We start from the raw sequence: 25,531 nt of genomic DNA, 5'->3' as shown, positions 1-25,531 counted from the left end.
AGAAAATTGAATTACAAATCATTCTTTTCAGGTTTAGAAATTGCATGCTCAAAATTTAAAGCATCGTAACCTTTGCTACTCAAAATGGTTTTTATAAAGATCCTTATATCAATTAAAAAAGATAATTTTTCAATATAAAGATTGTCTAATTTAAACTTTTCAGGCCAACTTAGTGAATTTCCACCGGTAATTTGCGCTAAACCAGTAATTCCCGGTAATACTCGATGTCTTTGTTTTTGTATAGGGTCATTAACATCTATATACCAAACGGGTAATGGTCTAGGCCCAATAAAACTCATTTCTAATTTAAGAATATTAACCAATTGTGGTAATTCATCTAAACCAGTACGACGTAAAAAAGATCCTAGCTTAGTTACTCGTTCCGACTCGTTTAGCAATTTTCCTTTGCTATCTCGTTGGTTATTCATGGTTCTAAACTTATAAATAGGAAAGCTTTTTAAGTGCTTACCTACCCGATTTTGAATAAATAAAGGGGATAAACGATCACAACATAAAATCAGTAAATATATAATTATAAAAACTGGAAGCATTAAAACCAAACAAAATATAGCGAAAACAATATCCAGTATATGTTTAATATATTTTGAATACATAGCTCGCTAATAACTTTTAAAGGTTTATGAATAATGCTTTTTATAATAGGCCATATATTCTCCGTTTATAATATTTTCTAACCATACTGTATTTTGTAAATACCAATCTACCGTTTCCTCTAGCCCTTCTTCAAAAGTAACTGAGGGTTTCCAACCCAATTTGGTATTGATTTTAGTGGCATCTATTGCATAACGTTTATCATGGCCAGGCCTATCTTTTACTTGAGTGATAAGCGCTGCTGTAGTTCCTTTTTCTCGCTCTAATTTTCGATCCATAATCTCGCATAGCAAATGAATTAAATCGATATTTTGCCATTCATTAAATCCACCAATATTATAGGTTTCTTTTTGCTTTGCCTCATGAAAAATTAAATCTATAGCTGCAGCATGATCTTTTACATATAACCAATCTCTAGTATATTTACCATCTCCATAAACAGGTAATGGTTTTTGATGAATACTGTTATTTATAAAAAGTGGAATTAATTTTTCCGGAAATTGATTAGGACCATAATTATTAGAACAATTCGAAATAATATAAGGCAAACCATATGTCTCCCCGTATGCACGTACAAAATGATCTGAACTTGCTTTTGAAGCTGAATAAGGCGAGTTTGGTTGATAAGGATGTTCTTCAGTAAACAATCCATCTTGCCCCAATGTTCCATAAACTTCATCGGTACTAATATGATAAAATAGTTTATCTGAAAGATTATCTTTCCAATATCTCAAACAAACATTCATCAAATTCATGGTGCCAATTACATTTGTTTTCACAAAAGCTAAAGGATCTGAAATAGACCGATCCACATGAGATTCTGCGGCTAAATGTATAACAGCATCAAAATTATATTTATGAAATAAATCATCAAGAATATTTTCATGAACTAAATCTGCTCTTAAAAATGTATAATTTTCAGCCTTTTCAATATCTTTAATATTTTCAAGATTACCAGCGTATGAAAGTACATCAAGATTAAAAATATGATATTCCGGATACTTATTTACAAATAACCGGACAACATGCGAACCAATGAAACCGGCACCTCCAGTTATTAAAATGTTCTTTTTTTTCATAAAACTTTATCTGCTTTTGTTCCTAAAAAACCTTTAATATCATATACTACTGAAATATCATTTTTGAGACTATCTAAATCTAACAATTCAAAATTAGAATGAGATACCGCTAACACAATAGCATCAAATTTTTCGCTTGGTTGATCTTGGCTAGTTATAATTCCGTATTCTCGCTTTACTTCATCGGGTTTTGCTAAAGGATCGAAAACCGATACATTACTACCATAATCTATTAGGTTATGATAAACATCAACAACTCTTGTATTACGAACATCAGGACAATTTTCTTTGAAGGTAAAACCGAGAATTAAAATTTTAGAATTATTCACTCGGATATCTTTTTTTAGCATCAACTTTACAACTTCTGAAGCCACATATTGCCCCATACTATCGTTCATCCTTCTACCTGCCAGAATAATTTCAGGATGGTATCCTACAGATTGTGCTTTTTGTGCTAAATAATAGGGATCAACCCCTATACAATGTCCACCTACTAAACCAGGAGAGAAAGAAATAAAATTCCATTTAGTTGCTGCAGCTGCTAAAACAGCTTTAGTATCGATATCTAAAATATTAAAGATCTTAGCCAATTCATTTACAAAAGCAATATTGATATCACGTTGAGAATTCTCTATCACCTTAGCTGCTTCTGCCACTTTAATTGATGGTGCAAGATGTGTCCCTGCAGTAATTACCGAAGCATATAATGAGTTAACTTCCTCTGCAGCTTTTGGTGTAGAACCTGAAGTGACCTTTAAGATTTTATCTACAGTATGTTTTTTATCACCCGGATTTATTCGTTCCGGAGAATAACCTACAAAAAAATCGATATTAAATTTTAAACCGCTATATTTCTCTAAAATGGGAACACATTCTTCTTCTGTAGCTCCGGGAAACACAGTCGATTCGTAAATTACAATATCCTCTTTTTTTAATAGTTTGGCTATTGTTTTACTACTCTTATAAAGAGGATTTAAATCTGGATTATTATTTTTATCTACCGGAGTAGGAACTGTTATAATATAAAAATTACAGTCTTTTAAATAGGCTGAGTCTGAAACACAGAATAGCCCATTATCATCAGAATCTTCTTCTTTTAGAACTTTTTGTAAAGCTTCGGAGCTAATTTCATGAGTGAAATCAACTCCTTGTTTTAATTCTTGAACTCTAGCTTCATTTATATCGAAGCCTACTACGCTATATTTGGTAGCAAATAGTCTAGCTAATGGCAAACCCACATAGCCTAAACCAACAACAGCAATCTTCTTATCCATTTAATTTAAATTATTCCAATACCAAGAAATAGCCTTCTTTAATCCTTTTTTTACAGTAAACTGAGGATTGTACTGAAGTAAATTTTTGGCTTTTGCTATATTTGCATTAGAATGTGGTATGTCGCCCATACGCGTCGGTCCGTAAGTTGGAGTAACTTCTGATATAGAACTATCAAAAGCAGCCAATTTTTCTTTTAAAATGCTTATCAATTGATTCAATGTTGTACGTTCTCCACAAGCTACATTATAAACTTGATTTAAAGCTGCTGGATTTTCAACTAAAATCGCTAAAATATTAATCTGTACAACATTATCTATATAGGTAAAATCTCTTGAAAAACTACCATCTCCGTTAATTACAGGGGATTCTTTATGAATAAGCTGCTGTATAAATTTTGGAATCACCGCAGCATAAGCTCCATTTGGATTTTGATGTTTCCCAAAAACATTGAAATAGCGTAAACCTATTGTATTTATTTGGTATGTTTTATGAAAAACTTCTGCATACAATTCATTTACATATTTAGTAACAGCATATGGGGAGAGCGGCTTACCTATCTTGTCTTCTGTTTTAGGTAATTCAGTTGAGTCCCCATAGGTAGACGAACTAGCTGCATATATAAATCGGTTTACTTTTGAATTTTTAACTGCTACTAGCATGTTTAAAAAACCATCTATATTTACCTTATTGGTGGTTATTGGATTTTCTATAGATCTTGGCACAGAGCCTAATGCAGCTTCATGCAATACAAAATCTACATTTTTACAAGCTTCTTGGCAAACTTTTAAATCTCGAATATCTCCTTCTATTAAAGTAAAAAGAGGGTTACCTAAAAAACCATATATATTTTCTTTTCTCCCTGTAGAAAAATTGTCTAAACAAATAACCTCAGCTCCTAACTTAAGCAAAGCTTCACAAAGATTAGAACCAATGAAACCAGCTCCACCGGTAACTAAAATCTTATATTCTTTTAGTTTTTCTAAATTAGGATGCATTATCGAAACGGTTATTTTTAATTAAAGTTCAAAGTTAGTAGACTCTAGATCTATCAATTTAGTTTTTACAATTTTTTCTCGGTATTTATTTAACTCTGCTTCTCCTGTTAGTCGTTTATGTAGTAGCTTCATGGCTCCTTTCCCTATTTTCTGAGGATTTTGTTCAATATAACTAAGTGAAGGCGTCATATAAGGAGCAATATCATCATTCAAAAATCCAATAATTTTTAAATCTTGAGGAATTCTAATATTGTGTTCGTATGCGTACCGGTAAACTCGTAATGTACTTTCAAAATCAGTACATAATACAGCTTCCACTTCTTCTTTTATAAGAACTTGATATATGCAATCATCTAAATAATCTCTACGAGTAGATGCTGCAATATGCTCTTCCATACTTGGTAGTAATGCTTCTTTATAACCTCGTATTCTTTCTTTACCTGTTACTAGGTGAAGTATTGTAGAAACAAGACCAATACGCTTTACTCCTTTTTTTATTAATTTCGTTGTTACTTTTTTAAAACTTTCCGCATCATTCACACCAATTTTATCAACTGGCATATCGTAATTTATTCTATCGTAAAGTACTACAGGAATATCATAATCAATTAAACTGTAAATGTGATCAAAAGAACGTTTACGTTGACTTTCCTCTGCTATAGAAAGTAATACACCATCTACAAAACCTGCAGTTAAATGTTCTACAATTTGTACCTCACGTTCGTAAGATTCATCTGATATATACGTCATTACTTGCAATCCAACTTCTTGCGCCTGTGCCTCGATACCCGATAATACTTTTGCAAAAAAAGTATTAGCTATATTAGGAACGATAACTCCTATTGTTCCACTTCTACTACTTTTTAAATTTACAGCCACAGGATTAGGCCGGTAGTTATGCAATGCTGCAAGTTCTTTTACTCGTTCTATCGTTTTTTGGCTTATCTCTGGACTATCATTTAACGCTTTTGATACGGTAGAAACAGAAACATTCAGTAATTTAGAAAGCTCTTTTAGAGTGATTTTATTTTTCATAACTTTTCGACCATATTTTTTATAATCTGTCTTTTTTACCTCAAAGAAAAGCAATTTTAAGATTGTTAAAAAATAAAATCTAACTATTCTATGGGAATATGATGTATTACTTTATTTTGAAGTGTTTTTTAAACGCAGAAAAAGTAAATAAATTATGATTATTTTTATTTTCTACTTCACTTAAAAAGTTTTTATGGGGAAAACTATAATTGTTACTTTCTACATTTAAATATATCAATTTATTTTTAGATAATTATCACGAAACAACTATTTAATTTAAACGAAATTACATTCATTACACATGAATTTCCTCAAATATTATTGGTTTTATATTCTTGCCGCAGTTATAACTATTATTGGATTTCTTACAGGTTGGTATTTTTTCTTTTTAATAGTACTTCCTATAGGTTTATTTTCTAAAAATAAAAAAGAGAAATAACAGATTCAAAAATTTAGCTAATAGCGAGTTAAACTTATACTAAACCAAAAGTATTGTTTGGTATATACCACTTTCTCATTGTAATTTAACATTCGACAAAAAGAAAAACAATACATAATGAAAGATTACGGAACACTTTCACAAGCAATTAATAAATTGAAACTCGAAGAAGGTTATGAACACGATTTTAATCTTCGAGATGAAGAGATTGAATTAAAATCTAGTGAAACAACTTTTGCTGCTCATGAATTTGAAGTAGATAAAGTATTGCGTTTTGAAGGAATGAGCAATCCCGATGATAATGCTATACTTTATGCTATAACTACTGCAGATGGTAAAAAAGGAACTTTAGTTGACGGTTACGGCATTAGTAGTGGGCAACTTTCAAAATCTATGCAAGAAAAATTAGATTTAAAACAAAACCGACCTATAAATTAAATCAATTATATCATAAATTATAATTTATATAATTTATATTTAAACCTAATTATTAACTATAAATTTGAATAAAAGAAAATAATAATATTATGAACTATTTAGGATTAGATAAAGAAAAAATATCATTAACTGTAGACGAACTTAATATTCTTCTTGCAGACTATCATCTATACTACCAAAAATTGAGAAACTTTCACTGGAATGTGATCGGAAAAAACTTTTTCGATTTGCATCAACAGTTCGAAGAAATGTACGACGATGCTAAATTAAAAGTAGATGAAATTGCAGAACGAATTTTAACGCTTCGATTTCAGCCAACTAGTAACTTAAGTGAATATTTAGAGCTTTCCAATTTAGAAGAATCTAAATCTGAACTTACCGATTATAAAATGATCGAACAACTTATTAAAGACCATAGCGTACTTTTAAAACAAATGCGCAAAGTTGTTAAAGCTGCAGATGCTTCTGGTGATGAAGGGACTATAGATTTAATTGGTGCTTACATTAGAGAACTAGAAAAAACAACTTGGATGTTAGATGCATGGAAAATGAAAACTGCAGAAACGCACAAAGCAATTATGGAATAAATAATTAGTGAATGTTTGAAAAATTTAATTTTGAAAAGTCATTAGATTCCTTAGTAGATAAATTAAGCTCTTGGCTTGAAAATATTATCCTGAATCTGCCAAATATTATTTTGGCAGTTCTTGTTTTTGTACTGTTTATAATAGGAGCTAAATATTTAGGAAAACTAGTAAATCGATTATTAACTCCACACGTCAAACAAGATTCAATTCGCTCTATAACTGTTAAGGTTTTAAAAGCAACTATAATCTTAATTGGCTTTTTTATTTCCTTAGGTTTATTAAACCTTAATCAATTATTAACTTCTATTTTAGCTGGTGCTGGAGTTGTTGGTTTGGCAGTAGGTTTAGCCTTGCAAGGACCTTTAAACAATAGTTTTTCAGGAGTAATTTTAAGCTTTTTACCGGAATTACAAATCGGAGATTGGGTAGAAACTAATGGATATGCCGGTACTGTTACTGAAATTAATCTTAGAAGTATCAAGATTAAGCAAAACGATAATAATTTTGTAATCATCCCAAACTCAAAGATTGTAGATGATGCATTTAAAAATTACAGCAGTACAAATAGAACTCGTGTAATTGTAAACTGTGGTGTTGGATATAGTTCAGACCTAGAAAAAGTAAAAAAGCTTACTAAAGATACAATAGCCGACTTGTATACTCAAAATAACCAAGAGGAAGTAGAGTTTATGTATACTGAATTTGGCGACAGTTCTATTAATTTTATAGTTCGGTTTTGGATAGATGCTACCAAAAATTACGAAATTTTAGTGGCTAAGAGTAATGCTATTATTCAGATTAAAAAGGCATTTGATAAAGAAGGTATTAATATTCCGTTCCCTATTAGAACAATTGATTTTTCAAATAATTTGAATTTAAATAAACCTTATACGTCTTCTGAAGAATAAAATTAGAAAGTATATTTTATAAAAAAGCAACGTGTAAATTACACGTTGCTTTTTTATTACAACTTTTTCTTGGCTGCAATTTTATCTAAAGCCAAATTATCCTTACTTCCTAAATGACTGTGTTTTCTTCCTTCTCCTGGTTGATAAGTTCCACTTTGCACCTGTCCTCCTATTTCTTTATAAGCATCTCTAAAACTAGCACCATCGATCACTAAATCATTAATACTATCTACCGTAAACAAGTATTTATATTTATCATCATTTAGATCGATATCCTTAACAATAATCTGAGAAATTGAATATGAAAAAATATCCAAAATCTCTTTTATTCCTTCTACGGAAGTCATACTGTTTTCTTTGATAAGCTGATAATCTCTATGATAACCACTCGGCAAATTATTAGTAATTAAAACCATTTCTGTTGAAATAGCCTGAAGTTTATTCGATTTGCCTCGTATCAATTCGAAAACATCTGGATTTTTTTTGTGTGGCATGATCGAACTTCCGGTAGTTAACTCATCCGGAAAGCTGATGAATCCAAAATTCTGACTCATATACAAACAAATATCCATTGCAAAACGTGCCAATGTGTTTGCCAGTCCTGCAATTGCTGAAGTTACCGTACGTTCACATTTACCCCTGCTCATTTGTGCGGCAACCGAATTATATTTTAAGGTTTTAAAACCTAATTCTTTTGTTGTAAAGTCACGATCTATAGGAAAGGACGAGCCATAACCCGCAGCTGAACCTAAAGGGTTTTGGTCGGCTACTTTTAACGCAGCTTCTAGTTGATACAAATCATCGATTAAAATTTCAGCATAAGCCGAAAACCAAAGCCCAAAAGAAGATGGCATTGCCACTTGCAAATGCGTATAACCGGGAAGCAACTTATCTTTATACTGCTCAGCTAAACTCAAAAGGATATCGATTAATCCTTCCGTTTTTTGATGAATTTCAATTAAATTTTCTTTAAAATATAATTGCATCGCCACCAAAACCTGATCATTACGCGATCTAGCCGTATGTATTTTTTTTCCAGTATCCCCTAAAACTTTGGTCAGCTCATATTCTATTTTAGAATGTACATCCTCAAATTCTTCTTCAATTACAAATTCATCATTTTCAACCTGTTTTTGAAGTTTATCTAATTCGGTTAACAAAGCCGGCACTTCGCTTTTCTCTAAGATTCCGATCTCGCCAAGCATTTTTGCATGTGCTTTCGATGCGGTAATATCATATTTAGCTAGGTACATATCCAATTCCCGATCGTTTCCTACCGTAAATTTTTCTATTTTCTTATCGATGCTTATTCCTTTATCCCAAAGTTTCATTGTGATATATTATTTTTAAACCTCACAGATTTTAAAAGTCAGTGAAGTTTAGTTGATTCTTATTTCAACGCCTTTTCTAATAAGGCGATATATTTTTCTATTCCTTCTTCTACCTCGTTCACATAAATAAATTCATCTGCCGAATGTGATCGTATACTATCTCCTGGACCCAATTTTAGAGAAGAACATTTCAGCATCGCCTGGTCTGATAATGTTGGCGATCCGTAGGTTTTCATTCCTAAATCTAAACCGGCTTTTACCAAATCATGATCTAACGGAATATTCGAAGAATTTAATCGTAAAGATCTTGGCTCGATACTATTTACCGGAGCATTTTTCTGTAAAAAGTCACTAATATCCTGATTCGAATAACAATCGTTCACCCTAACATCAACCACTAAATCAACCTTAGCAGGCACCACATTATGCTGAGATCCTGCTTTAATTTGAGTCACCGTTAATTTCACTTCTCCTAATTGCTTAGAAACTTCAGGAAATTTGACTGCTTCAAACCATTTTAAAACTTCAGCCGTTTTATAAATTGCATTATCTGTATTTGGATGCGCAGCATGAGAAGGCGTTCCTTTTACAACAGCATCAAAAACTACCAAACCTTTTTCAGCAACCGCCAAATCCATTAGCGTTGGTTCACCTACAATGGCCACATCAACTTTTGGCATTATATGTAACATACAGGCAATTCCATTTTTACCGTTGGTTTCCTCCTCAGCAGTACCAGCAAAAATGATATTATAATTTAAATCATTTCTATCATAAAAATAAGTAAAAGTCGCTAGTAAAGAAACCAAACAACCACCGGCATCGTTACTTCCTAAACCAAAAAGTTTTCCATCTAGAATTTCTGCTTTAAATGGATCTTTAGTATAGGCTGCATTTGGTTTTACTGTATCATGATGCGAATTTAAGAGCAAAGTAGGTTTTGCTTCATCAAAAGCCTGATTAGTGGCCCAAACATTATTTAAATGTCTTTTATATTGAATTTTATGCTTAACAAACCACTGCTCTAATAACTGTGCTGTTTGATCTTCTTCTCCTGAAAATGACTGCGTTTCAATTAAATCTTGAAGTAATTGAAGTGCTTCTTGCTGAAGTGCTTTTATTTCCATTATTGAATGATTTTGGTATGCGTTGTATTTTCTTTTAAAGACTGATGATTTCCTAAATGAATTTTCTGAACACCATTTTCTAAGGCTTCAAAACAATTCTGAAGTTTGGGTAACATACCATCAGTTATTACCTTTTTTTCAACTAACGTTTTGTATTCTAAAAAGTCAATTTCTTTAATTATCGATTCATCATCTTCAGCATTTGCTAAAACTCCTTTTTTCTCAAAGCAATAATACAATTCGGTTTCGTAAGACTTACTCATGGCGCGTGCAATTTCCGAAGCGATAGAATCGGCATTCGTATTCAGTAAAACTCCTTCTTTTGTACAAGAAATCGCCGAAAAAACCGGAACAACACCATCGTTCAGTAAAGAATCTATAAATTCAGCATTTACTTTTTCTATATCTCCTACAAATCCATAATCGATATTTTTTACCGGTCTTTTTACCGACAAAATACTTTTTCCATCTGCACCACAAAGTCCGATTGCATTAGTTCCCATTGACTGCAATTTTGCTACAATATTTTTATTGATAAGTCCGCCATAAACCATGGTAATTACCTTTACTGTATCTTCATCAGTAATCCGGCGACCATCTACCATTTTGGTTTCATAACCCAATTTTTCTGAAATCTGAGTTGCCATATTTCCACCACCATGTACCAGAATTTTATGCCCTTCCAGATTTTTAAAATCTTCCAGAAATTCATCGAATTTAATTTTGTCTTCGATCAGCTTCCCTCCTATTTTTACAACTTTTAGTGGTTTCATTTTTTTAGTCGTTAGTAGTTAGATTTGAGATTTCAAGATTTATAGCAAAATAGCAACTCTCTAATCTATATTCTATTTTCGTGATTCTAATTAGCATATTTTCAAATTGAAACATAACCGGCATTAATCCAAACCTTCCAATATTTGTTTTAAAACAGCTTGAACGGCATACGTTCTATTATTTGCCTGATGAATTACAGCTGAATTTTCACTGTCTAAAACTTCATCTGCAATCACCACATTTCGTCTAACCGGCAAACAATGCATCACTTTAGCATCGTTGGTAAGCGCTAATTTCTCTTTAGAAAATGTCCAATTTGAATCGGTAGACAATACTTCACCGTAATTCTCATAACTACTCCAATTCTTCACATAAACAAAATCGGCACCTTTTAAAGCTTCATCCTGATCGTGATAAACTTTAGTATCATTTAGAACTCGGTCGCTTAGATCGTAACCTTCAGGATTTGCAACACAAAACTCAACATCCATTTTCTGCATCATTTCAGCAAAAGAATTTGGTACCGATTGTGGCAAAGCTTTAGGATGCGGCGCCCAGCTTAATACGACTTTTAATTTATCTTTTTTCTTTAATTCGGTGATTGATATCGCGTCGGTTAACGCCTGTAAAGGATGACCGGTAGAACTTTCTAAATTCACTACGGGAACACTTGCGAACTTTTTGAATGCATTAATCACCTGCTCTTCTTCGTCTTTCGCTTTGTCTTTTAACCCAGGAAAAGCACGTACTCCAATAACATCACAATACTGAGACAACACAGCAGCAGCTTCTTTAATATGTTCTGCTTTATCCGAATTCATTATCGCTCCATCTTCAAACTCCAAGGCCCATCCATCTGCACCAACATTCATCGTAAGCACTTCCATTCCTAAAAGTCGGCCAGCTTTTTCTGTACTTAAACGCGTACGTAAACTGGAATTAAAAAACAACAAGCCCAGGGTTTTTCCTTTTCCTAAAGTGGCAGCTGAGTTTTCTTTTTTAAGCTGAATCGCTTCTTGTATTAATTCATCAAGGTTTTCGATATCGTGAACGCTTGTGTAATGTCTCATGAAATTGGTTAATTTTTAGTTTTAAGATTCTGAATTGAATTCAGAATATCTGGCTATATTTTAATATTCTAATAAGATGATGAGATTCCATGCCGAGCACGGAATGATGCAAACTCATTTTGTTATTTTTGATTCGCTAAACTGATCTTTAAAGCTTTAAAGAAGGTATCAAAATGCCGTTTTTCGATATTTAGCGGTGGTAAAATTCTAAGCAACTTTTTGTTAGCAGCAGATCCTGTAAAAATTTGATGTACGTACAGCATGTCTTTTCTAAGATTGGCTATTTCAAAATCGAATTCTAAGCCAATCATTAATCCGCGACCTTTGATATTCTTTATCTGCGGAATTTCTTTTGCTTTCTCCTGAACATAATCGAACATCGCTGAAGCATTTTGCATCAGATTTTCCTTTTCTAGAATGTTTAGCACTGCCAATCCAGCTGCACATGCTAAATGATTTCCGCCAAAAGTAGTTCCCAACATTCCATACTTTGGAGCGATATTTTTATCGATCAAAACGCCACCAATTGGGAATCCGTTCCCCATTCCTTTTGCAATGGAAATAATATCTGGATGAATATTATGCTTCTGAAAAGCGAAAAAATCACCTGTTCTTCCGTAGCCTGCCTGAACTTCATCGGCAATAATCATCGCGCCGTTTTCTTTGGCTAATTTTTCAATTTGCTGATAAAATTCTGTAGTTGCTTCATCCAAGCCACCAACACCCTGAATAACTTCAAAAATAACCGCGGCGACATCTCCTTTTTGTAATTCAGCAGCTAGAGCTTCAGTATCATTAAAAGCGATTTTAGTGATTTTATGACCTTTATTAAACGGCGCCTTAATATTCTCATTATCGGTTACTGCTACCACTCCAGAGGTTCTCCCGTGAAAGGCATTTTCAAAATAAATTACGCGATCTTTTCCAGTTGCAAACGAGGCTACTTTTAAGGCATTTTCATTCGCCTCGGCCCCAGAATTACATAAAAATAGTTGGTAATCTTCACAGCCCGATAATTTCCCTAATTTTTCAGCCAGTTCTACCTGCAACGGATTTTTAATTGAATTTGAATAAAAACCAAGTTGGCGAACCTGATTCGAAATCCCGTTTACATAGGCCGGATGGGAATGACCAATAGAAATTACCGCGTGTCCACCGTATAAATCGAGATATTTATTGCCTTCTTTATCGAAAACATAATTGCCTTCACCTTTTACGGGCGTGATATCAAATAATGGATAAACATCAAAAAGCTCCATATTTATTGTTCTGAAATGTTATTTATTTTTTTAAAAGAGGCTTGTAAACCTTTAATTAGAGAAGAACTTAAACCATTGTGTTCCATTTCGTTCAAACCTTCTATTGTACAACCTTTTGGTGTGGTTACCTTATCGATTTCTTCTTCAGGATGTTTACCCGATTCTACCAATAAACTTGCAGCACCCAAACAGGTATTCATTGCTAATTCCTGAGCATCTTTGGCATCGAAACCAAGTTGTACAGCACCTTGAGTGGTGGCACGAATTAATCGCATCCAAAAAGCGATTCCGCTAGCACAAATTACCGTTGCGGCCTGCATTTTATTTTCGTTAATAATAATACTTGTTCCTAAACGATTAAAAATAGCTTCGGCAATAGCGATTCGCTTTACTCCTTTTTCGTTGCTGCACATGCACGTCATCGATTTGCCTACGGCAATTGCTGTATTTGGCATCGCTCGAATAATAAACTGATCTTTACCGACTATGGCTTCAATTCTATCGATTTTAAAACCGGTAATCGTTGAAATCAATACATGTTTTTCAGTAAGTAGATCTTTAATTTCTTCGAGAATTCGCTCTAATTGCTGGGGTTGAACCGCAAAAATCAGGATATCTGAATTTTTAACGGCTTCCTGATTATCTGAAGTCACCGTAACTTTCGAATATTCTTCGTAAGATTTAATGGCTTCTGTATCGCGTTTAGTTAAATAAAGTGTGGTAAATGCATTGTTTACGATAAGTCCTTTAGCAATCGACTTTCCTAAATTTCCTGCACCGATAATCGCTATTTTCATAGTTTAAGTTTTTAGAAATTGGTTCTAAAAGTAACTGGCTTTAAGATGCAATCCTGAATCTTCAGGCAAACCAAACATCAAATTCATATTCTGTACAGCTTGTCCTGAAGCACCTTTTAATAAGTTATCGATCACACTGGTGATTAACAATTTATCGCCAAATCTTTCTATTTTCAATAATGCTTTGTTGGTATTTACGACTTGCTTTAAATGAATATTTTCATCTGTTACAAACGTAAAAGCCGCTTCTTTATATTGCGCTGCATAAATCTCTTTAGCCTCTTCGACACTACCGGTAAACTTGGTATAAGCAGTTGCATGAATGCCACGAGAGAAATTTCCTCGATTCGGAATAAAGTTTACGGTCGCGCTAAAATCGGGTTGCAGCGATTGTAAACTTTGTCCTATTTCATTTAAATGCTGATGTTCAAAAGATTTATATGCTGAAAAATTATTATCTCGCCAAGTAAAATGTGTGGTTGCTGAAAGTGAAACTCCGGCTCCCGTTGCTCCGGTAACGGCATTAACATGCCATTCGTCTGTTACTTTTTTCGCTTTTGCCAGCGGAAGTATCGCCAGACTTATTGCGGTAGCAAAACAGCCGGGATTCGCAATAAAATTCGCTTTTTTGATTTCTTCTTTTTTAAATTCAGGTAAACCATAAACAAAATCGTGATCACCCTTCATTCTAAAATCGGTACTTAAATCAACAATTTTCGTTTGCGCAGAAAATGTATTTTCAGCTAAAAACTTTACCGAATTTCCATGTCCAAGACAAAGAAAAACGACATCTACTTCAGTATTAATTTCTCCTGAAAATAATAGATCAATTTCCCCAATTAGATCTTGGTGCACTCCTGAAACCGGAGTTCCGGGCCTGGAAGTACTATACACAAAATCGAGTTCAACTTCTGGATGAAAGGTTAAAATTCTAACCAGTTCTCCTGCTGTATATCCTGCACCGCCAATAATTCCTGCTTTAATCATGCTTTGCCAATTTTTCGATTAGTTATTTTCTACTGATTGGTAAATCTTACCAGCATTCGATAAAATCTTGATAAATCCTTTAGCATCGTTAGCTGTCCAGGCTTTATTTTCTTCTCCGTAATTTCCAAAATTACTGTTCATTAGATCGTAAGGAGATGAAATTCCGTCTAAATTAAATCGGTAAGGATGCAGGCTCACAAAAACTTTCCCGGTTACTCGTTCCTGAGAACTTTGCAATAAAGCTTCAAAATCGCGCATTACAGGATCCAAATACTGGCCTTCGTGTAAATGAGTACCGTACCAATTCGCTACATAATTTTTATGTTGTAATTGCCACTTACTAAGCGTATGCTTTTCTAATAAATGATGAGCCTTAATAATAATCGTTGCCGCAGCAGCTTCAAAACCTACTCTACCTTTAATCCCAATGATGGTATCCCCAACATGGATATCTCGGCCTACTGCATACTTTTTAGCGATTTCCTCGAGAATCTGAATGTTATTTTCAGGTGAATCTTCTTTATCGTTAATAGCGGTAAGTTCCCCTTTAGTAAAACTCAGACTGATTTTTCCAACTTCTGTTTCTGAAAGTTGTGATGGAAATGCAGACTCTGGCAAAGACTCATGAGAAGTTAATGTTTCGGCACCACCAACACTGGTTCCCCAAAGTCCTTTATTCACGGAATATTTAGACTTTTCCCAGTTCATTTCAACTCCATTCGCCTTTAAATAATCAATTTCTTCCTGTCGGCTTAATTGTTTATCTCGAATTGGTGTAATAATTTCGATCTCCGGAGCGATAATCTGGAAAATCATATCGAATCTCACCTGATCGTTGCCCGCACCTGTACTACCGTGAGCTATATATTTTGCACCAATCTCTTTGGCATAGTTTATAATTTCAATAGCCTGTACTATACGCTCGGCGCTTACAGAAAGTGGATAGGTATTATTTTTTAAAACATTACCAAAAATAAGATACTTTACCACCTTATTATAAAATGAAGAAACAGCATCGATATTTTTATAGGTGGTTGCTCCTATTTTCTTTGCATTATCTCCAATATTTTGAACTTCTTCATCCGAAAATCCTCCGGTATTCACACTTACTGCATGAACTTCGAAACCTTCGTTAGACAATGATTTTGCACAATATGAAGTATCTAATCCGCCGCTGTAGGCAATAACTACTTTTTTCATTTTTGGTTAGGTTTTAATCTTGTTTGTTTTTTTCTTTTTTATAGAAAAGACTTTGTTTTATATTTTTTAATCGGGTAAAAGTTTTGTCATTAAGGTCGTGCTTTTTTCTATCCTTCTTCTTTTTTTCAGGATCATAAAGCATTCCTGTACACAAACACATTTTACGTTCTGTACGGGTTAGAATATCATAATTTTTACAGGTTTGACAACCTTTCCAAAAGGCATCATCATCGGTAAGTTCAGAAAAAGTAACCGGTTGATATCCCAACTCGTAATTTATTTTCATCACGGCTAAGCCTGTAGTAATTCCAAAAATTTTTGCATCTGGATACTTTTTCCTTGAATAATCGAAAACGGCTTTTTTAATGTCTTTCGCTAAACCCTGATTTCGATAATCCGGATGAACTATTAAGCCCGAATTTGCGACATATTTATCGTGACTCCAGGTCTCTATATAACAAAAACCGGCAAACTTGTCGCCATCCAATGCTATAATGGCATTACCATTCTCCATTTTGGTAATTACATATTCTGGCGTACGACGAGCGATACCTGTACCACGAACTTTGGCAGATTCTTCTATAGTTGTACAAATAATCTCTGCAAATTTTGCATGAGATTTATTAGCAATGACAATCTTCATTTGCTAAACGATTATTAGGATTGAAAAAAATTATTTGAAAGTTCTAACCGAAAGGGGAACCGGACTCACCTAAGTTCCATAAAAATATACACGCACCTACGTGCGGCGGGGAGTGCGGCGATGGCGTACGGGAATAAGGATAAGAGCAGGAGCTGAAGGGCTACTGAATAAAGAAATCAAAAAAAACACCCCTTGATTAAGGAATTTTAAGATTGCTTGTATGTTTAAATTTTGTTTCAATATAAAAAATTTCAAACAATTTTAATTACCAATTATACTATTTATAAAATTGTATCCTGATGTTACTCGTGAAAAATCGATTATTAATAATAAAATTTATTTGATTAATTCATTTAGAATGTGAATATAGGTTTTATAGACGAATAAAACAAAGCTTTTTAATTAAATAATGAACTGAAATAAATCTGGTGTATCATTTAGATACCTGCCATAAAAATTTCGCTCTTTCATTCTATTGATGAGTGGCTCAAAATCCAATTTATTTTTTAGCTCTATTCCTACTACAGCAGGACCATTTTCCCTTTCGTGCTTTTTAGAATATTCAAAATGTGTTATATCATCGGTAGGTCCTAATACCTTATCTAAAAATTCACGTAAAGCTCCTGCTCGCTGTGGAAATGTCACTACAAAATAATGTTTTAAACCAGAGTAAAGTAATGCGCGTTCTTTGATTTCTGCAGTACGTGTAATATCATTATTACTGCCACTTACAATACAAACTACATTCTTACCTTTTATTTCTTCTGCAAAAAAATCTAACGCTGATATTGACATTGCACCCGCAGGTTCTACAACAATAGCATCCTGATTGTAAAGATCTAGGATAGTCTGACAAATTTTACCTTCAGGAACAGTAATCATCTGGTCTAGATTATGCTTACAAATTTCAAAATTTCGACTTCCTACTTTCTGTACAGCAGCTCCATCTACAAAACGCTCTATATGTTCTAATTCTATAAGTTTTCCTTCTTTTAAAGAAGCAGACATTGATGGTGCTCCTTCAGGTTCAACACCGATAATCTTTGTATTTGGTGATAATTCTTTAAATATAGAAGACACCCCAGCTAGCAATCCTCCTCCTCCTAAAGGAGCAAAAACATAATCGATAGGCTCATTGGCTTGTTCTAAAATTTCAAGACCTATAGTTGCTTGCCCTTCTATTACTTTTTCATCATCAAATGGATGGATAAAAACAAGATTATTTTCTATAGCCCTCATCATTGCACTTTTATAAGAGTCGTCGAAAGTATCTCCCTCTAAAACTACTTCTACCCACTCACCTCCAAACATTCTTGTTTGGGCCACTTTTTGGCTTGGTGTAGTACTTGGCATATAAATAACCCCTTTAGCTTTTAATTTATTACAGGCGAAAGCAACACCCTGTGCATGGTTACCCGCACTGGCACAAATTACTCCTTGTTCTAACTGATCTTTAGGCAAACTGGAAATCTTATTGTAAGCACCACGAATTTTATAAGATCGTACTTGTTGTAAATCTTCTCGTTTAAGCATAATATTTGCTCCAAATCGGTTGCTATACGTAAATGATTCTGCTAAAGGTGTATGAACAACAACTTTAGAAATTCTTCCAGATGCTTCTTTAATAGCTTCCAAACTCGGTCTATATGTTTGTGCCAATGCAGTATCCATAATTTATTCGTATATTCTTTTCATTGCTGTCATTGCTTTTCTAAGCTTAGACCCTACTTTTTCTACAGGATGTTGTCTTAGAGCATCATTCACAGCAATCAATTCAAGATTATCAATTCCGGTTTCTTCAGTTCCATAAGCATGACCTATAAAATCTTTGTCTAAATCATTAACATAATCTTTTATTAATGGTTTACAAGAGTGATCGAACAAGTAACAACCATACTCAGCCGTATCTGAAATAATTCGGTTCATTTCGAACAATTTCTTTCTAGCGATTGTATTAGCGATAAGCGGAGTTTCATGTAAGGATTCATAATATGCAGATTCAGCAATAATACCCGCTTCTACCATAGTTTCAAAAGCAAGCTCTACACCAGATTTTACCATAGCGACCATCAATACTCCTTTGTCGAAATATTCTTGTTCAGAAATTTCTTCATCGGAAGCCTCTGTTTTTTCAAAAGCAGTTTCTCCAGTTGCAGCTCTCCACTCCAATAATTCTTTATCATCATTATCCCAATCCCGCATCATTCTAGAGCTGAATTCTCCAGAAATAATATCGTCCATATGTTTTTGGAAAAGCGGACGCATGATTTCTTTTAATTCTTCTGAAATTTCAAAAGCCTTAACTTTTGCAGGATTAGAAAGACGATCCATCATATTGGTGATACCACCATGCTTAAGCGCTTCCGTAATCGTTTCCCATCCATACTGAATTAATTTTGCAGCATAAGCAGGTGCTAGACCATCTGCAACCATTTTATCGAAACTAAGGATAGATCCTGTTTGAAGCAATCCACATAAAATAGTTTGCTCTCCCATTAAATCTGACTTAACCTCAGCTACAAAAGAAGACTGAAGTACTCCGGCTTTATGACCTCCTGTAGCATAAGCATACGCCTTGGCCCATTGTAAACCGATACCTAAATGATCATTTTCAGGGTGTACTGCAATTAATGTTGGCACACCAAAACCTCTTTTATATTCTTCTCTTACTTCACTACCAGGACACTTAGGCGCTACCATTATTACGGTAATATCTTCTCTAATTTGCATCCCTTCTTCAACAATATTAAAACCATGAGAATACGAAAGAACCCCATCTTTTTTAATATATGGCATAATCGCTTTAATTACACCGGTATGTTGCTTATCTGGAGTAAGGTTAATTACTAAATCTGCTGAAGGAATTAGCTCTTCGTAAGTTCCTACTATAAAATTATTTTCTGTTGCATTTTTGTAAGATTGCCTTTTTTCTTTAATGGCTCCTTCTCGTAGCGCATAAGAAATATCTAGACCACTATCTCTCATATTTAAACCTTGGTTAAGGCCTTGAGATCCGCATCCTACAATAACTATTTTTTTATCTTTTAAGGCAGCCACTCCATCACTAAACTCATCTAGTTCCATGAACCTGCACGTTCCCAGCTGGGCTAATTTTTCTCGTAAAGAAAGGCTGTTAAAATAGTTTTTCATGATATTGAATTTGTAGTATTAAATTTTTCTAAGATTCCTGTTATTGGCATTTCACTTTTGGTAACTGCTATAGTTCCTGAACGTACAAACTGCATTAAACCATATGGTTTAAGTGTTTCGTACAATGTGTTTATTTCGTTATGCTTACCGGTTTTCTCGATTACAAAGAATTTTTGTGTAACGGTAACAATACGAGCATTTGTTGCTTTAATAAAATCTTGAACATTAAAATCATCTAAAAATTCCGAAGATTTTATTTTGTACAATGCAGTTTCTTGGTAAACCATTTCTTCATCGGTGTGATAAAAAGCTTTAATAACTTCTATTTGCTTTTCAATCTGACCGATAATTTTTTTGACTTGCTCTTCGGATACATGTATAACAATAATAAATCGCATTACTTCCGGCACTTCACTTGGAGATGCTGTAATACTCTCTATATTAATATGTCTTTTTAGGAAAATAGCCGCTATTCGACTTAATAGTCCTAAGTTATTTTCGGTATATATCGAAACGGTAAAATTCTTCTTTTCCATTATTCTAAAATTATATCTGAAACAGATGCTCCTGTAGGTACCATAGGGAATACATTCTCTTCCTGTTCTACTTTAACTTCTAAGAAATAAGCTTCTTTTGATGCTATCATTTCTGCTACAGCATCTTTAAGCTGACTACGATCGGTCACTCGTGCTGATTTTATATGGTATCCTTCTGCTATGGCTACAAAGTCAGGGTTTGTCATTTCGGTAGAAGCATACCTTCTATCAAAAAATAGTTGTTGCCATTGCCGAACCATCCCTAAAAATCCGTTATTTAAAACCACAATTTTAACCGGAATTTTAGTTTGAAAAATAGTTCCCAATTCTTGAATCGTCATTTGATAACCACCATCTCCTATAACGGCAACTACTTCTCGCTCTGGAGAACCCATTTTAGCTCCAATTGCAGCTGGTAAAGCAAATCCCATAGTTCCCAAACCTCCACTGGTTATATTACTTCGAGTTTGCTTAAAATCTGCATAACGACAAGCTGCCATTTGATGCTGACCTACATCGGAAACAATTACGGCTTTACCATCGGTATTTTTATTGATTTCTTGAATAACTTCTGCCATTCCCATATCCTTCTTGTTTACATCAAGATTAAGGCTTATGACTTTATCGTACTCTATTTTATATAATTCTTTAAATTTATTATGCCACTCTTTATGTTGGTTTGGTTTTACTTGCTCTAAAAGTAATTGCAATGTTTCTTTTACATTACCCAAAATTGGAAAATCTGCTTTTACATTTTTATCGATTTCAGCAGGATCAATTTCCATATGAATCACTTTAGCTTGCTTTGCATAATATTCTAGATTACCGGTAACACGATCATCAAAACGCATTCCTATGGCAATAAGCAAATCACATTCATTAGTTAATACATTAGGTGCATAATTTCCATGCATTCCTACCATACCTACATTTAATGGATGTTTAGATGCTAATGCTGATACACCTAGTATTGTCCAAGCAGCTGGTATTCCGGTTTTTTCAACAAATTCTTGAAATAATGCTTCTGCTTCACCAAGAATAACTCCTTGTCCAAAAACTATTAAAGGTTTTTTAGCTGTATTAATAGCTTCCGCAGCTTTTTCTATCTGAGAATGATTTACCTCAGGGTTGGCTTTGTAACTACGAATGCCTTTACATTTTTTATAGTTAAACTCTAAAGAAGCAAATTGTGCATCTTTAGTAATGTCTACCAAAACCGGACCTGGACGTCCTGATCTTGCGATATAAAATGCTTTTGCAATTATTTCTGGTATTTCTTCTGCTCGAGTTACTTGATAATTCCATTTTGTAATAGGTGTTGAAATACCTACAATATCTGTTTCCTGGAAAGCATCACTCCCTAAAAGATGAGAACCAACTTGGCCTGTTATACAAACCATAGGTGTTGAATCTATCTGAGCATCTGCAATTCCAGTAACTAAATTAGTTGCACCTGGTCCGGAAGTTGCTAAAGCAACTCCAACTTTACCACTTACTCGTGCATATCCTTGGGCAGCATGAGTTGCTCCTTGCTCATGCCTAGTAAGGACGTGATGAATTTTATCCTGGTACTTGTACAATTCGTCGTACACCGGCATAATAGCTCCTCCAGGGTAGCCATAAATAGTCTCTACACCTTCTTCTAACAAACACTTTATTACTGCTTCTGCTCCAGAAACAGTTGTTGAAGTATCTGCCGATGTTTTTTCAAAACTAGCTGTTTTTACTTCCATAATTCACCTTTTTAAAATTCATCAGTCACACATCCGTTAGATGCTGATGATACTGTTCTTGCATATTTATATAACACACCCTTACTGAATTTTAAGTCGGGTGCTTTCCAGTTCTGTTTTCTTTCTGCGATTTCTTCATCGCTAAGTGCTACCGTTATAGAATCATCTTCAGCACTTATTGTAATTTTATCACCATCTTTTAGTAGGGCAATCATTCCACCTTCTTGTGCTTCCGGTGTAATATGGCCTACTACAAAACCATGTGTTCCTCCTGAGAATCTACCATCGGTAATTAAAGCTACATCTTTTCCTAACTTGGCTCCCATAATAGCTGATGTAGGTTTTAACATTTCTGGCATTCCTGGACCTCCTTTTGGACCTTCATAACGAATAACGATAACATCACCTTTTTTTACTTTTCCTCCTGAAATTCCATCATTAGCTTCGTATTCGCTTTCAAAAACTCTAGCAGTTCCGGTGAACTTAAGTCCTTCTTTTCCAGTTATTTTTGCTACAGCACCACCTTCTGCTAAATTCCCATGAAGAATGCGAATATGCCCTGTTTTCTTTATTGGTTTATCTATTGAATAAATTACATCTTGATTTTCTTCTAAATCTGGTACATTTTCAAGATTTTCGGCTAATGTTTTTCCGGTAACCGTCATACAATCTCCATGCAACAAACCATGTTTCAGCATATATTTTTGTACTGCTGGGATACCTCCAATTCGGTGAATATCTTCCATAGCATACTTACCACTTGGTTTAAGATTTGCCAAAAATGGTGTACTATCTACAATTTTCCCGAATTCTTCTATGCTCAATTCTATTTCTGCTGATCGAGCAATGGCTAAAAAGTGAAGTACCGCATTAGTTGAGCCTCCTAGTAAAGTTAATAATCGGATTGCATTTTCTAAAGATTTCTTTGTTACTATATCTCTTGGTTTTAAATCTTTCTCTATTAAAAGTTTCATAGCTTCTCCAGCCTGAATACTCTCTGTTTTCTTTTCTTCACCTACAGCAGGATTAGAACTATTATAAGGTAAAGACATTCCTAAAGTCTCAATTGCTGAAGCCATTGTATTAGCAGTATACATACCTCCACAAGCTCCAGCTCCTGGACAAGCTTTCTCTATTACACTATCGTACTCTTCTTTATCGATATCTCCACTAACTTTTGCTCCCCAAGCTTCGAAAGCTGAAACAACATCTAATTTTTTTCCTTTATGACAACCTGAAGCAATTGTTCCTCCGTATACTAATACAGAAGGTCTATTTAAACGTAGCATCGCCATTAAAGCACCTGGCATATTTTTATCGCAGCCCACTACAGTTACTAAACCGTCGTAAGACATTGCATTTACTACAGTTTCCATAGAATCTGCGATAATATCACGAGAAGGTAAAGAGAAACGCATTCCCGGTGTTCCCATTGAAATACCATCACTAACACCAATTGTATTAAAAATTAGCCCAACAAGGTTTTTAGAAATTGTTCCTTCTTTGACTAACTTAGCTAAATCATTTAGGTGCATATTACAAGGATTACCTTCATAACCAGTACTTGCAATTCCTACAAATGGTTTATTAAAATCTTCTTTAGTTAGGCCTATTGCGTGAAGCATGGCTTGTGATCCTGGTTGTGAATCACTCTGTGTTAAAATGCTACTATATTTATTGTTCATTTCTAATATTTCTCTACTCGTTAGATAAAAATACTTTCTTAAGAATGCCTGTGTTTTGAGGTGAATATTGCTAAATTACTCTCAACGCATGATTAAACAAACTAACAAATTAATTATCAACATTTTAAATGACATGTTATTACGATTTCTGATAGAATTAAAAAGCATTAATTTTCTACTCTTTTAACAAATCTACGCTTTAATTAAGATGAATTAGGCTACATTTTAAGATGGATTATATAAATACTATAAAAAAGCCATCTTAAAAGATGGCTTTATAATTATCAAGAAAAACATAAGTAAAAAAGCTTATTTTAGCTTAATTTTTCAACTCTAAAGTATATAAATCACCACGCCTATCTTTCAAATTACGAACGCTTCCGAAATTGTGTAGTTCTTTAAGTAAATCTAAATCAACATCAGCTAACAAGGTACTTTCTGTATTTGGAGTAGCTTCTGCTTTAACTCCATTTACCGGAAATGAAAAATCTGATGGCGTTAGTACCGCACTTTGTGCATACTGAATATCCATATTATTAACTTTTGGCAAGTTACCTACTGAACCAGCAATGGCTACGTAACATTCATTTTCTACAGCTCTCGCCTGAGCACAAATTCGGACTCTAGAATATCCATTTTGAGTATCCGTCATAAAAGGCACAAAGAGAATACTCATCCCTTGATCTGCTAAAAGTCTGGATAATTCTGGGAATTCTACATCATAACAGATTAGTACTCCTATTTTGCCACAATCGGTATCAAAGGTTTGTAATTTTGTTCCGCCTTTCATTCCCCAAGCAGATTCTTCTGCAGGAGTTATGTGCAATTTTTCGTAACGCTCATAACTTCCATCTCTTCGGCATAAATAGCCCACATTATACATGTGCTCACCAATTACTTGAGGCATGCTTCCTGTTATAATATTTATATTATATGTAATTGCAAAGTCGATAAAAGTTTCTAATAATCGATCGGTATAGGATGAAAGTCCTCGAATAGCCTCCGCTTCATTTAAACTATTAAACTCAGCCATTAAAGGCGCATTAAACAGCTCAGGGAAAAGAATAAAGTCACTTTGATAATCACTTACTGCATCTACAAAAAATTCTATTTGGGAGACTAATGCATCAAAATCCTTAAACAAACGCATTTGCCATTGCACTAAACCAAGACGAACTACTGTTTTAGTACTTTCTACTAATTTTTGAGATTTCGAATAATAGATATTATTCCACTCCATCAAAACAGCATACTCTTTACTTTCGTAATCTCCAGAAAGGTATCCTTTAATAACTTTTTTTACATGAAAATCGTTAGAAAGCTGAAATGATAATACTGGATCGTGTATTTCTTTTAGTTTTACTTTTTCTATATATTTTTTGGGAGTAAGCTCCTCAGAGTACTTAGAATAGTTAGGAATTCGACCTCCAAATATAATAGATTTTAAATTGAGTTGCTCACAAAGTTCTTTACGAGCTTCGTATAGACGTCTCCCTAATCTTTTCCCTCGGTATTCCGGATGGATAAAAACATCTATTCCATATAACACATTACCCGTTTTACTATGAGTATTGAAGTTATCGGTTCCTAAAATGTCTAAATAAGTATGATTATCGTCAAATTTATTGTAATCTACAATTATAGAAAGTGCGCATCCAGCAATTTTATTATCTATAACTATACAAAACTGGCCGTCAGGAAATTTTGTTACTAATGTTTTAATATCTTCCTCACTCCAGTAGTCATCGGGCATTCCGCGATAACTTTTTATCATAGAAACTTTAAGCTCTTTATAATCTTGAACTTTTAAATTTCTTAATTCAATTTTAGCAGTATCCATTTCTTAGAAATCATAAAATAAGAAACGAAGA

At 33.9% G+C, this 25,531-nt stretch carries 23 protein-coding genes; 3 read left to right on the top strand and 20 right to left on the bottom strand.

Annotated features, from left to right (window positions below; translation table 11 throughout):
* Positions 1–11 precede the first annotated feature (11 nt).
* From ACN0WI_RS08095 to ACN0WI_RS08075, 5 genes are read right to left on the bottom strand one after another with little or no spacing between them, the layout of a single operon-like run.
* Complete coding sequence (locus tag ACN0WI_RS08095) at positions 12–614, bottom strand: sugar transferase (protein ID WP_417886173.1); 603 nt, start codon at positions 612–614, stop codon at positions 12–14.
* Between the two features lie 24 nt (positions 615–638).
* Positions 639–1,691 (bottom strand): dTDP-glucose 4,6-dehydratase, encoded by a 1,053-nt coding sequence (rfbB, locus tag ACN0WI_RS08090; protein WP_417886172.1) that lies wholly within the window; start codon positions 1,689–1,691, stop codon positions 639–641.
* The gene (locus ACN0WI_RS08085) at positions 1,688–2,965 is read right to left on the bottom strand and encodes a nucleotide sugar dehydrogenase (protein ID WP_417886171.1); all 1,278 of its coding nucleotides are present in this window, start codon (positions 2,963–2,965) and stop codon (positions 1,688–1,690) included. Before ACN0WI_RS08085 ends, rfbB begins: the two co-directional genes overlap by 4 nt.
* The gene (locus ACN0WI_RS08080; protein ID WP_417886170.1) at positions 2,966–3,961 is read right to left on the bottom strand and encodes an SDR family oxidoreductase; all 996 of its coding nucleotides are present in this window, start codon (positions 3,959–3,961) and stop codon (positions 2,966–2,968) included. It abuts the gene before it with no gap.
* A 21-nt stretch (positions 3,962–3,982) separates the two neighbouring features.
* On the bottom strand, positions 3,983–4,996 hold the full coding sequence (locus ACN0WI_RS08075) for a LacI family DNA-binding transcriptional regulator (RefSeq protein WP_417886169.1): 1,014 nt from the start codon (positions 4,994–4,996) through the stop codon (positions 3,983–3,985).
* Positions 4,997–5,552: 556 nt separating this feature from the next.
* On the opposite strand from ACN0WI_RS08075, the gene ACN0WI_RS08070 reads away from it, so the two are divergent.
* The 3 genes from ACN0WI_RS08070 (at position 5,553) to ACN0WI_RS08060 (ending at position 7,368) form a co-directional block, all read left to right on the top strand.
* Positions 5,553–5,873 carry a phosphoribosylpyrophosphate synthetase gene (locus ACN0WI_RS08070; RefSeq protein ID WP_417886168.1) on the top strand — a complete coding sequence of 107 codons (321 nt, stop codon included), beginning with the start codon at positions 5,553–5,555 and terminating at the stop codon, positions 5,871–5,873.
* A gap of 89 nt (positions 5,874–5,962) precedes the next feature.
* On the top strand, positions 5,963–6,460 hold the full coding sequence (locus ACN0WI_RS08065) for a Dps family protein (RefSeq protein WP_417886167.1): 498 nt from the start codon (positions 5,963–5,965) through the stop codon (positions 6,458–6,460).
* Positions 6,461–6,471: 11 nt separating this feature from the next.
* On the top strand, positions 6,472–7,368 hold the full coding sequence (locus tag ACN0WI_RS08060; protein WP_417886166.1) for a mechanosensitive ion channel family protein: 897 nt from the start codon (positions 6,472–6,474) through the stop codon (positions 7,366–7,368).
* 56 nt (positions 7,369–7,424) lie between these two features.
* Here the strand turns inward: ACN0WI_RS08060 and argH are convergent, their stop codons facing one another.
* The 15 genes from argH to ACN0WI_RS07985 form a co-directional block, all read right to left on the bottom strand.
* A complete protein-coding gene (argH, locus tag ACN0WI_RS08055; RefSeq protein ID WP_417886165.1) occupies positions 7,425–8,699 on the bottom strand; it encodes an argininosuccinate lyase in 1,275 nt (424 codons plus the stop codon).
* Positions 8,700–8,758: 59 nt separating this feature from the next.
* Positions 8,759–9,826, bottom strand: a complete 1,068-nt coding sequence (locus tag ACN0WI_RS08050) for a M20/M25/M40 family metallo-hydrolase (RefSeq protein WP_417886164.1) — start codon at positions 9,824–9,826, stop codon at positions 8,759–8,761.
* Positions 9,826–10,599, bottom strand: coding sequence for an acetylglutamate kinase (argB, locus tag ACN0WI_RS08045; protein WP_417886163.1), 774 nt, complete (start codon positions 10,597–10,599; stop codon positions 9,826–9,828). The genes ACN0WI_RS08050 and argB overlap by 1 nt, the downstream gene beginning before the upstream one ends.
* Before the next feature lie 123 nt (positions 10,600–10,722).
* Positions 10,723–11,670, bottom strand: coding sequence for an N-acetylornithine carbamoyltransferase (locus ACN0WI_RS08040; RefSeq protein ID WP_417886162.1), 948 nt, complete (start codon positions 11,668–11,670; stop codon positions 10,723–10,725).
* Positions 11,671–11,792: 122 nt separating this feature from the next.
* Positions 11,793–12,929 carry an aspartate aminotransferase family protein gene (locus tag ACN0WI_RS08035; protein ID WP_417886161.1) on the bottom strand — a complete coding sequence of 379 codons (1,137 nt, stop codon included), beginning with the start codon at positions 12,927–12,929 and terminating at the stop codon, positions 11,793–11,795.
* A gap of 2 nt (positions 12,930–12,931) precedes the next feature.
* The gene (gene proC, locus ACN0WI_RS08030; protein ID WP_417886160.1) at positions 12,932–13,726 is read right to left on the bottom strand and encodes a pyrroline-5-carboxylate reductase; all 795 of its coding nucleotides are present in this window, start codon (positions 13,724–13,726) and stop codon (positions 12,932–12,934) included.
* Positions 13,727–13,750: 24 nt separating this feature from the next.
* Positions 13,751–14,713: an N-acetyl-gamma-glutamyl-phosphate reductase gene (gene argC / locus ACN0WI_RS08025; RefSeq protein WP_417886159.1), complete on the bottom strand. Its 963-nt coding sequence runs from the start codon at positions 14,711–14,713 to the stop codon at positions 13,751–13,753.
* Between the two features lie 18 nt (positions 14,714–14,731).
* Complete coding sequence (locus ACN0WI_RS08020; protein ID WP_417886158.1) at positions 14,732–15,913, bottom strand: argininosuccinate synthase; 1,182 nt, start codon at positions 15,911–15,913, stop codon at positions 14,732–14,734.
* A 13-nt stretch (positions 15,914–15,926) separates the two neighbouring features.
* Positions 15,927–16,556 (bottom strand): GNAT family N-acetyltransferase, encoded by a 630-nt coding sequence (locus ACN0WI_RS08015; protein WP_417886157.1) that lies wholly within the window; start codon positions 16,554–16,556, stop codon positions 15,927–15,929.
* A gap of 402 nt (positions 16,557–16,958) precedes the next feature.
* Complete coding sequence (gene ilvA, locus ACN0WI_RS08010; RefSeq protein ID WP_417886156.1) at positions 16,959–18,227, bottom strand: threonine ammonia-lyase IlvA; 1,269 nt, start codon at positions 18,225–18,227, stop codon at positions 16,959–16,961.
* A 3-nt stretch (positions 18,228–18,230) separates the two neighbouring features.
* Positions 18,231–19,706, bottom strand: coding sequence for a ketol-acid reductoisomerase (gene ilvC / locus ACN0WI_RS08005; RefSeq protein WP_417886155.1), 1,476 nt, complete (start codon positions 19,704–19,706; stop codon positions 18,231–18,233).
* Complete coding sequence (gene ilvN, locus ACN0WI_RS08000; RefSeq protein ID WP_417886154.1) at positions 19,703–20,242, bottom strand: acetolactate synthase small subunit; 540 nt, start codon at positions 20,240–20,242, stop codon at positions 19,703–19,705. The genes ilvC and ilvN overlap by 4 nt, the downstream gene beginning before the upstream one ends.
* Complete coding sequence (gene ilvB / locus ACN0WI_RS07995) at positions 20,242–21,975, bottom strand: biosynthetic-type acetolactate synthase large subunit (protein ID WP_417886152.1); 1,734 nt, start codon at positions 21,973–21,975, stop codon at positions 20,242–20,244. The genes ilvN and ilvB overlap by 1 nt, the downstream gene beginning before the upstream one ends.
* A gap of 11 nt (positions 21,976–21,986) precedes the next feature.
* Complete coding sequence (gene ilvD, locus ACN0WI_RS07990; protein ID WP_417886151.1) at positions 21,987–23,660, bottom strand: dihydroxy-acid dehydratase; 1,674 nt, start codon at positions 23,658–23,660, stop codon at positions 21,987–21,989.
* A 319-nt stretch (positions 23,661–23,979) separates the two neighbouring features.
* The gene (locus tag ACN0WI_RS07985; RefSeq protein ID WP_417886150.1) at positions 23,980–25,500 is read right to left on the bottom strand and encodes a bifunctional GNAT family N-acetyltransferase/carbon-nitrogen hydrolase family protein; all 1,521 of its coding nucleotides are present in this window, start codon (positions 25,498–25,500) and stop codon (positions 23,980–23,982) included.
* Positions 25,501–25,531 lie beyond the last annotated feature (31 nt).

Source organism: Zunongwangia sp. (assembly GCF_048269745.1).
Lineage (GTDB): Bacteria > Bacteroidota > Bacteroidia > Flavobacteriales > Flavobacteriaceae > Zunongwangia.
The sequence above is the reverse complement of the archived record's forward strand: the minus strand, read 5'-3'. Positions and strand labels throughout refer to the sequence as shown.

Bases quoted from the DNA above. Each gene is read 5' to 3' on its own strand.
- ACN0WI_RS08095 (WP_417886173.1), bottom strand. From the start codon at position 614: ATGTATTCAAAATATATTAAACATATACTGGATATTGTTTTCGCTATA.
- rfbB (WP_417886172.1), bottom strand. From the start codon at position 1,691: ATGAAAAAAAAGAACATTTTAATAACTGGAGGTGCCGGTTTCATTGGT.
- ACN0WI_RS08085 (WP_417886171.1), bottom strand. From the start codon at position 2,965: ATGGATAAGAAGATTGCTGTTGTTGGTTTAGGCTATGTGGGTTTGCCA.
- ACN0WI_RS08080 (WP_417886170.1), bottom strand. From the start codon at position 3,961: ATGCATCCTAATTTAGAAAAACTAAAAGAATATAAGATTTTAGTTACC.
- ACN0WI_RS08075 (WP_417886169.1), bottom strand. From the start codon at position 4,996: ATGAAAAATAAAATCACTCTAAAAGAGCTTTCTAAATTACTGAATGTT.
- ACN0WI_RS08070 (WP_417886168.1), top strand. From the start codon at position 5,553: ATGAAAGATTACGGAACACTTTCACAAGCAATTAATAAATTGAAACTC.
- ACN0WI_RS08065 (WP_417886167.1), top strand. From the start codon at position 5,963: ATGAACTATTTAGGATTAGATAAAGAAAAAATATCATTAACTGTAGAC.
- ACN0WI_RS08060 (WP_417886166.1), top strand. From the start codon at position 6,472: ATGTTTGAAAAATTTAATTTTGAAAAGTCATTAGATTCCTTAGTAGAT.
- argH (WP_417886165.1), bottom strand. From the start codon at position 8,699: ATGAAACTTTGGGATAAAGGAATAAGCATCGATAAGAAAATAGAAAAA.
- ACN0WI_RS08050 (WP_417886164.1), bottom strand. From the start codon at position 9,826: ATGGAAATAAAAGCACTTCAGCAAGAAGCACTTCAATTACTTCAAGAT.
- argB (WP_417886163.1), bottom strand. From the start codon at position 10,599: ATGAAACCACTAAAAGTTGTAAAAATAGGAGGGAAGCTGATCGAAGAC.
- ACN0WI_RS08040 (WP_417886162.1), bottom strand. From the start codon at position 11,670: ATGAGACATTACACAAGCGTTCACGATATCGAAAACCTTGATGAATTA.
- ACN0WI_RS08035 (WP_417886161.1), bottom strand. From the start codon at position 12,929: ATGGAGCTTTTTGATGTTTATCCATTATTTGATATCACGCCCGTAAAA.
- proC (WP_417886160.1), bottom strand. From the start codon at position 13,726: ATGAAAATAGCGATTATCGGTGCAGGAAATTTAGGAAAGTCGATTGCT.
- argC (WP_417886159.1), bottom strand. From the start codon at position 14,713: ATGATTAAAGCAGGAATTATTGGCGGTGCAGGATATACAGCAGGAGAA.
- ACN0WI_RS08020 (WP_417886158.1), bottom strand. From the start codon at position 15,913: ATGAAAAAAGTAGTTATTGCCTACAGCGGCGGATTAGATACTTCATAT.
- ACN0WI_RS08015 (WP_417886157.1), bottom strand. From the start codon at position 16,556: ATGAAGATTGTCATTGCTAATAAATCTCATGCAAAATTTGCAGAGATT.
- ilvA (WP_417886156.1), bottom strand. From the start codon at position 18,227: ATGGATACTGCATTGGCACAAACATATAGACCGAGTTTGGAAGCTATT.
- ilvC (WP_417886155.1), bottom strand. From the start codon at position 19,706: ATGAAAAACTATTTTAACAGCCTTTCTTTACGAGAAAAATTAGCCCAG.
- ilvN (WP_417886154.1), bottom strand. From the start codon at position 20,242: ATGGAAAAGAAGAATTTTACCGTTTCGATATATACCGAAAATAACTTA.
- ilvB (WP_417886152.1), bottom strand. From the start codon at position 21,975: ATGGAAGTAAAAACAGCTAGTTTTGAAAAAACATCGGCAGATACTTCA.
- ilvD (WP_417886151.1), bottom strand. From the start codon at position 23,660: ATGAACAATAAATATAGTAGCATTTTAACACAGAGTGATTCACAACCA.
- ACN0WI_RS07985 (WP_417886150.1), bottom strand. From the start codon at position 25,500: ATGGATACTGCTAAAATTGAATTAAGAAATTTAAAAGTTCAAGATTAT.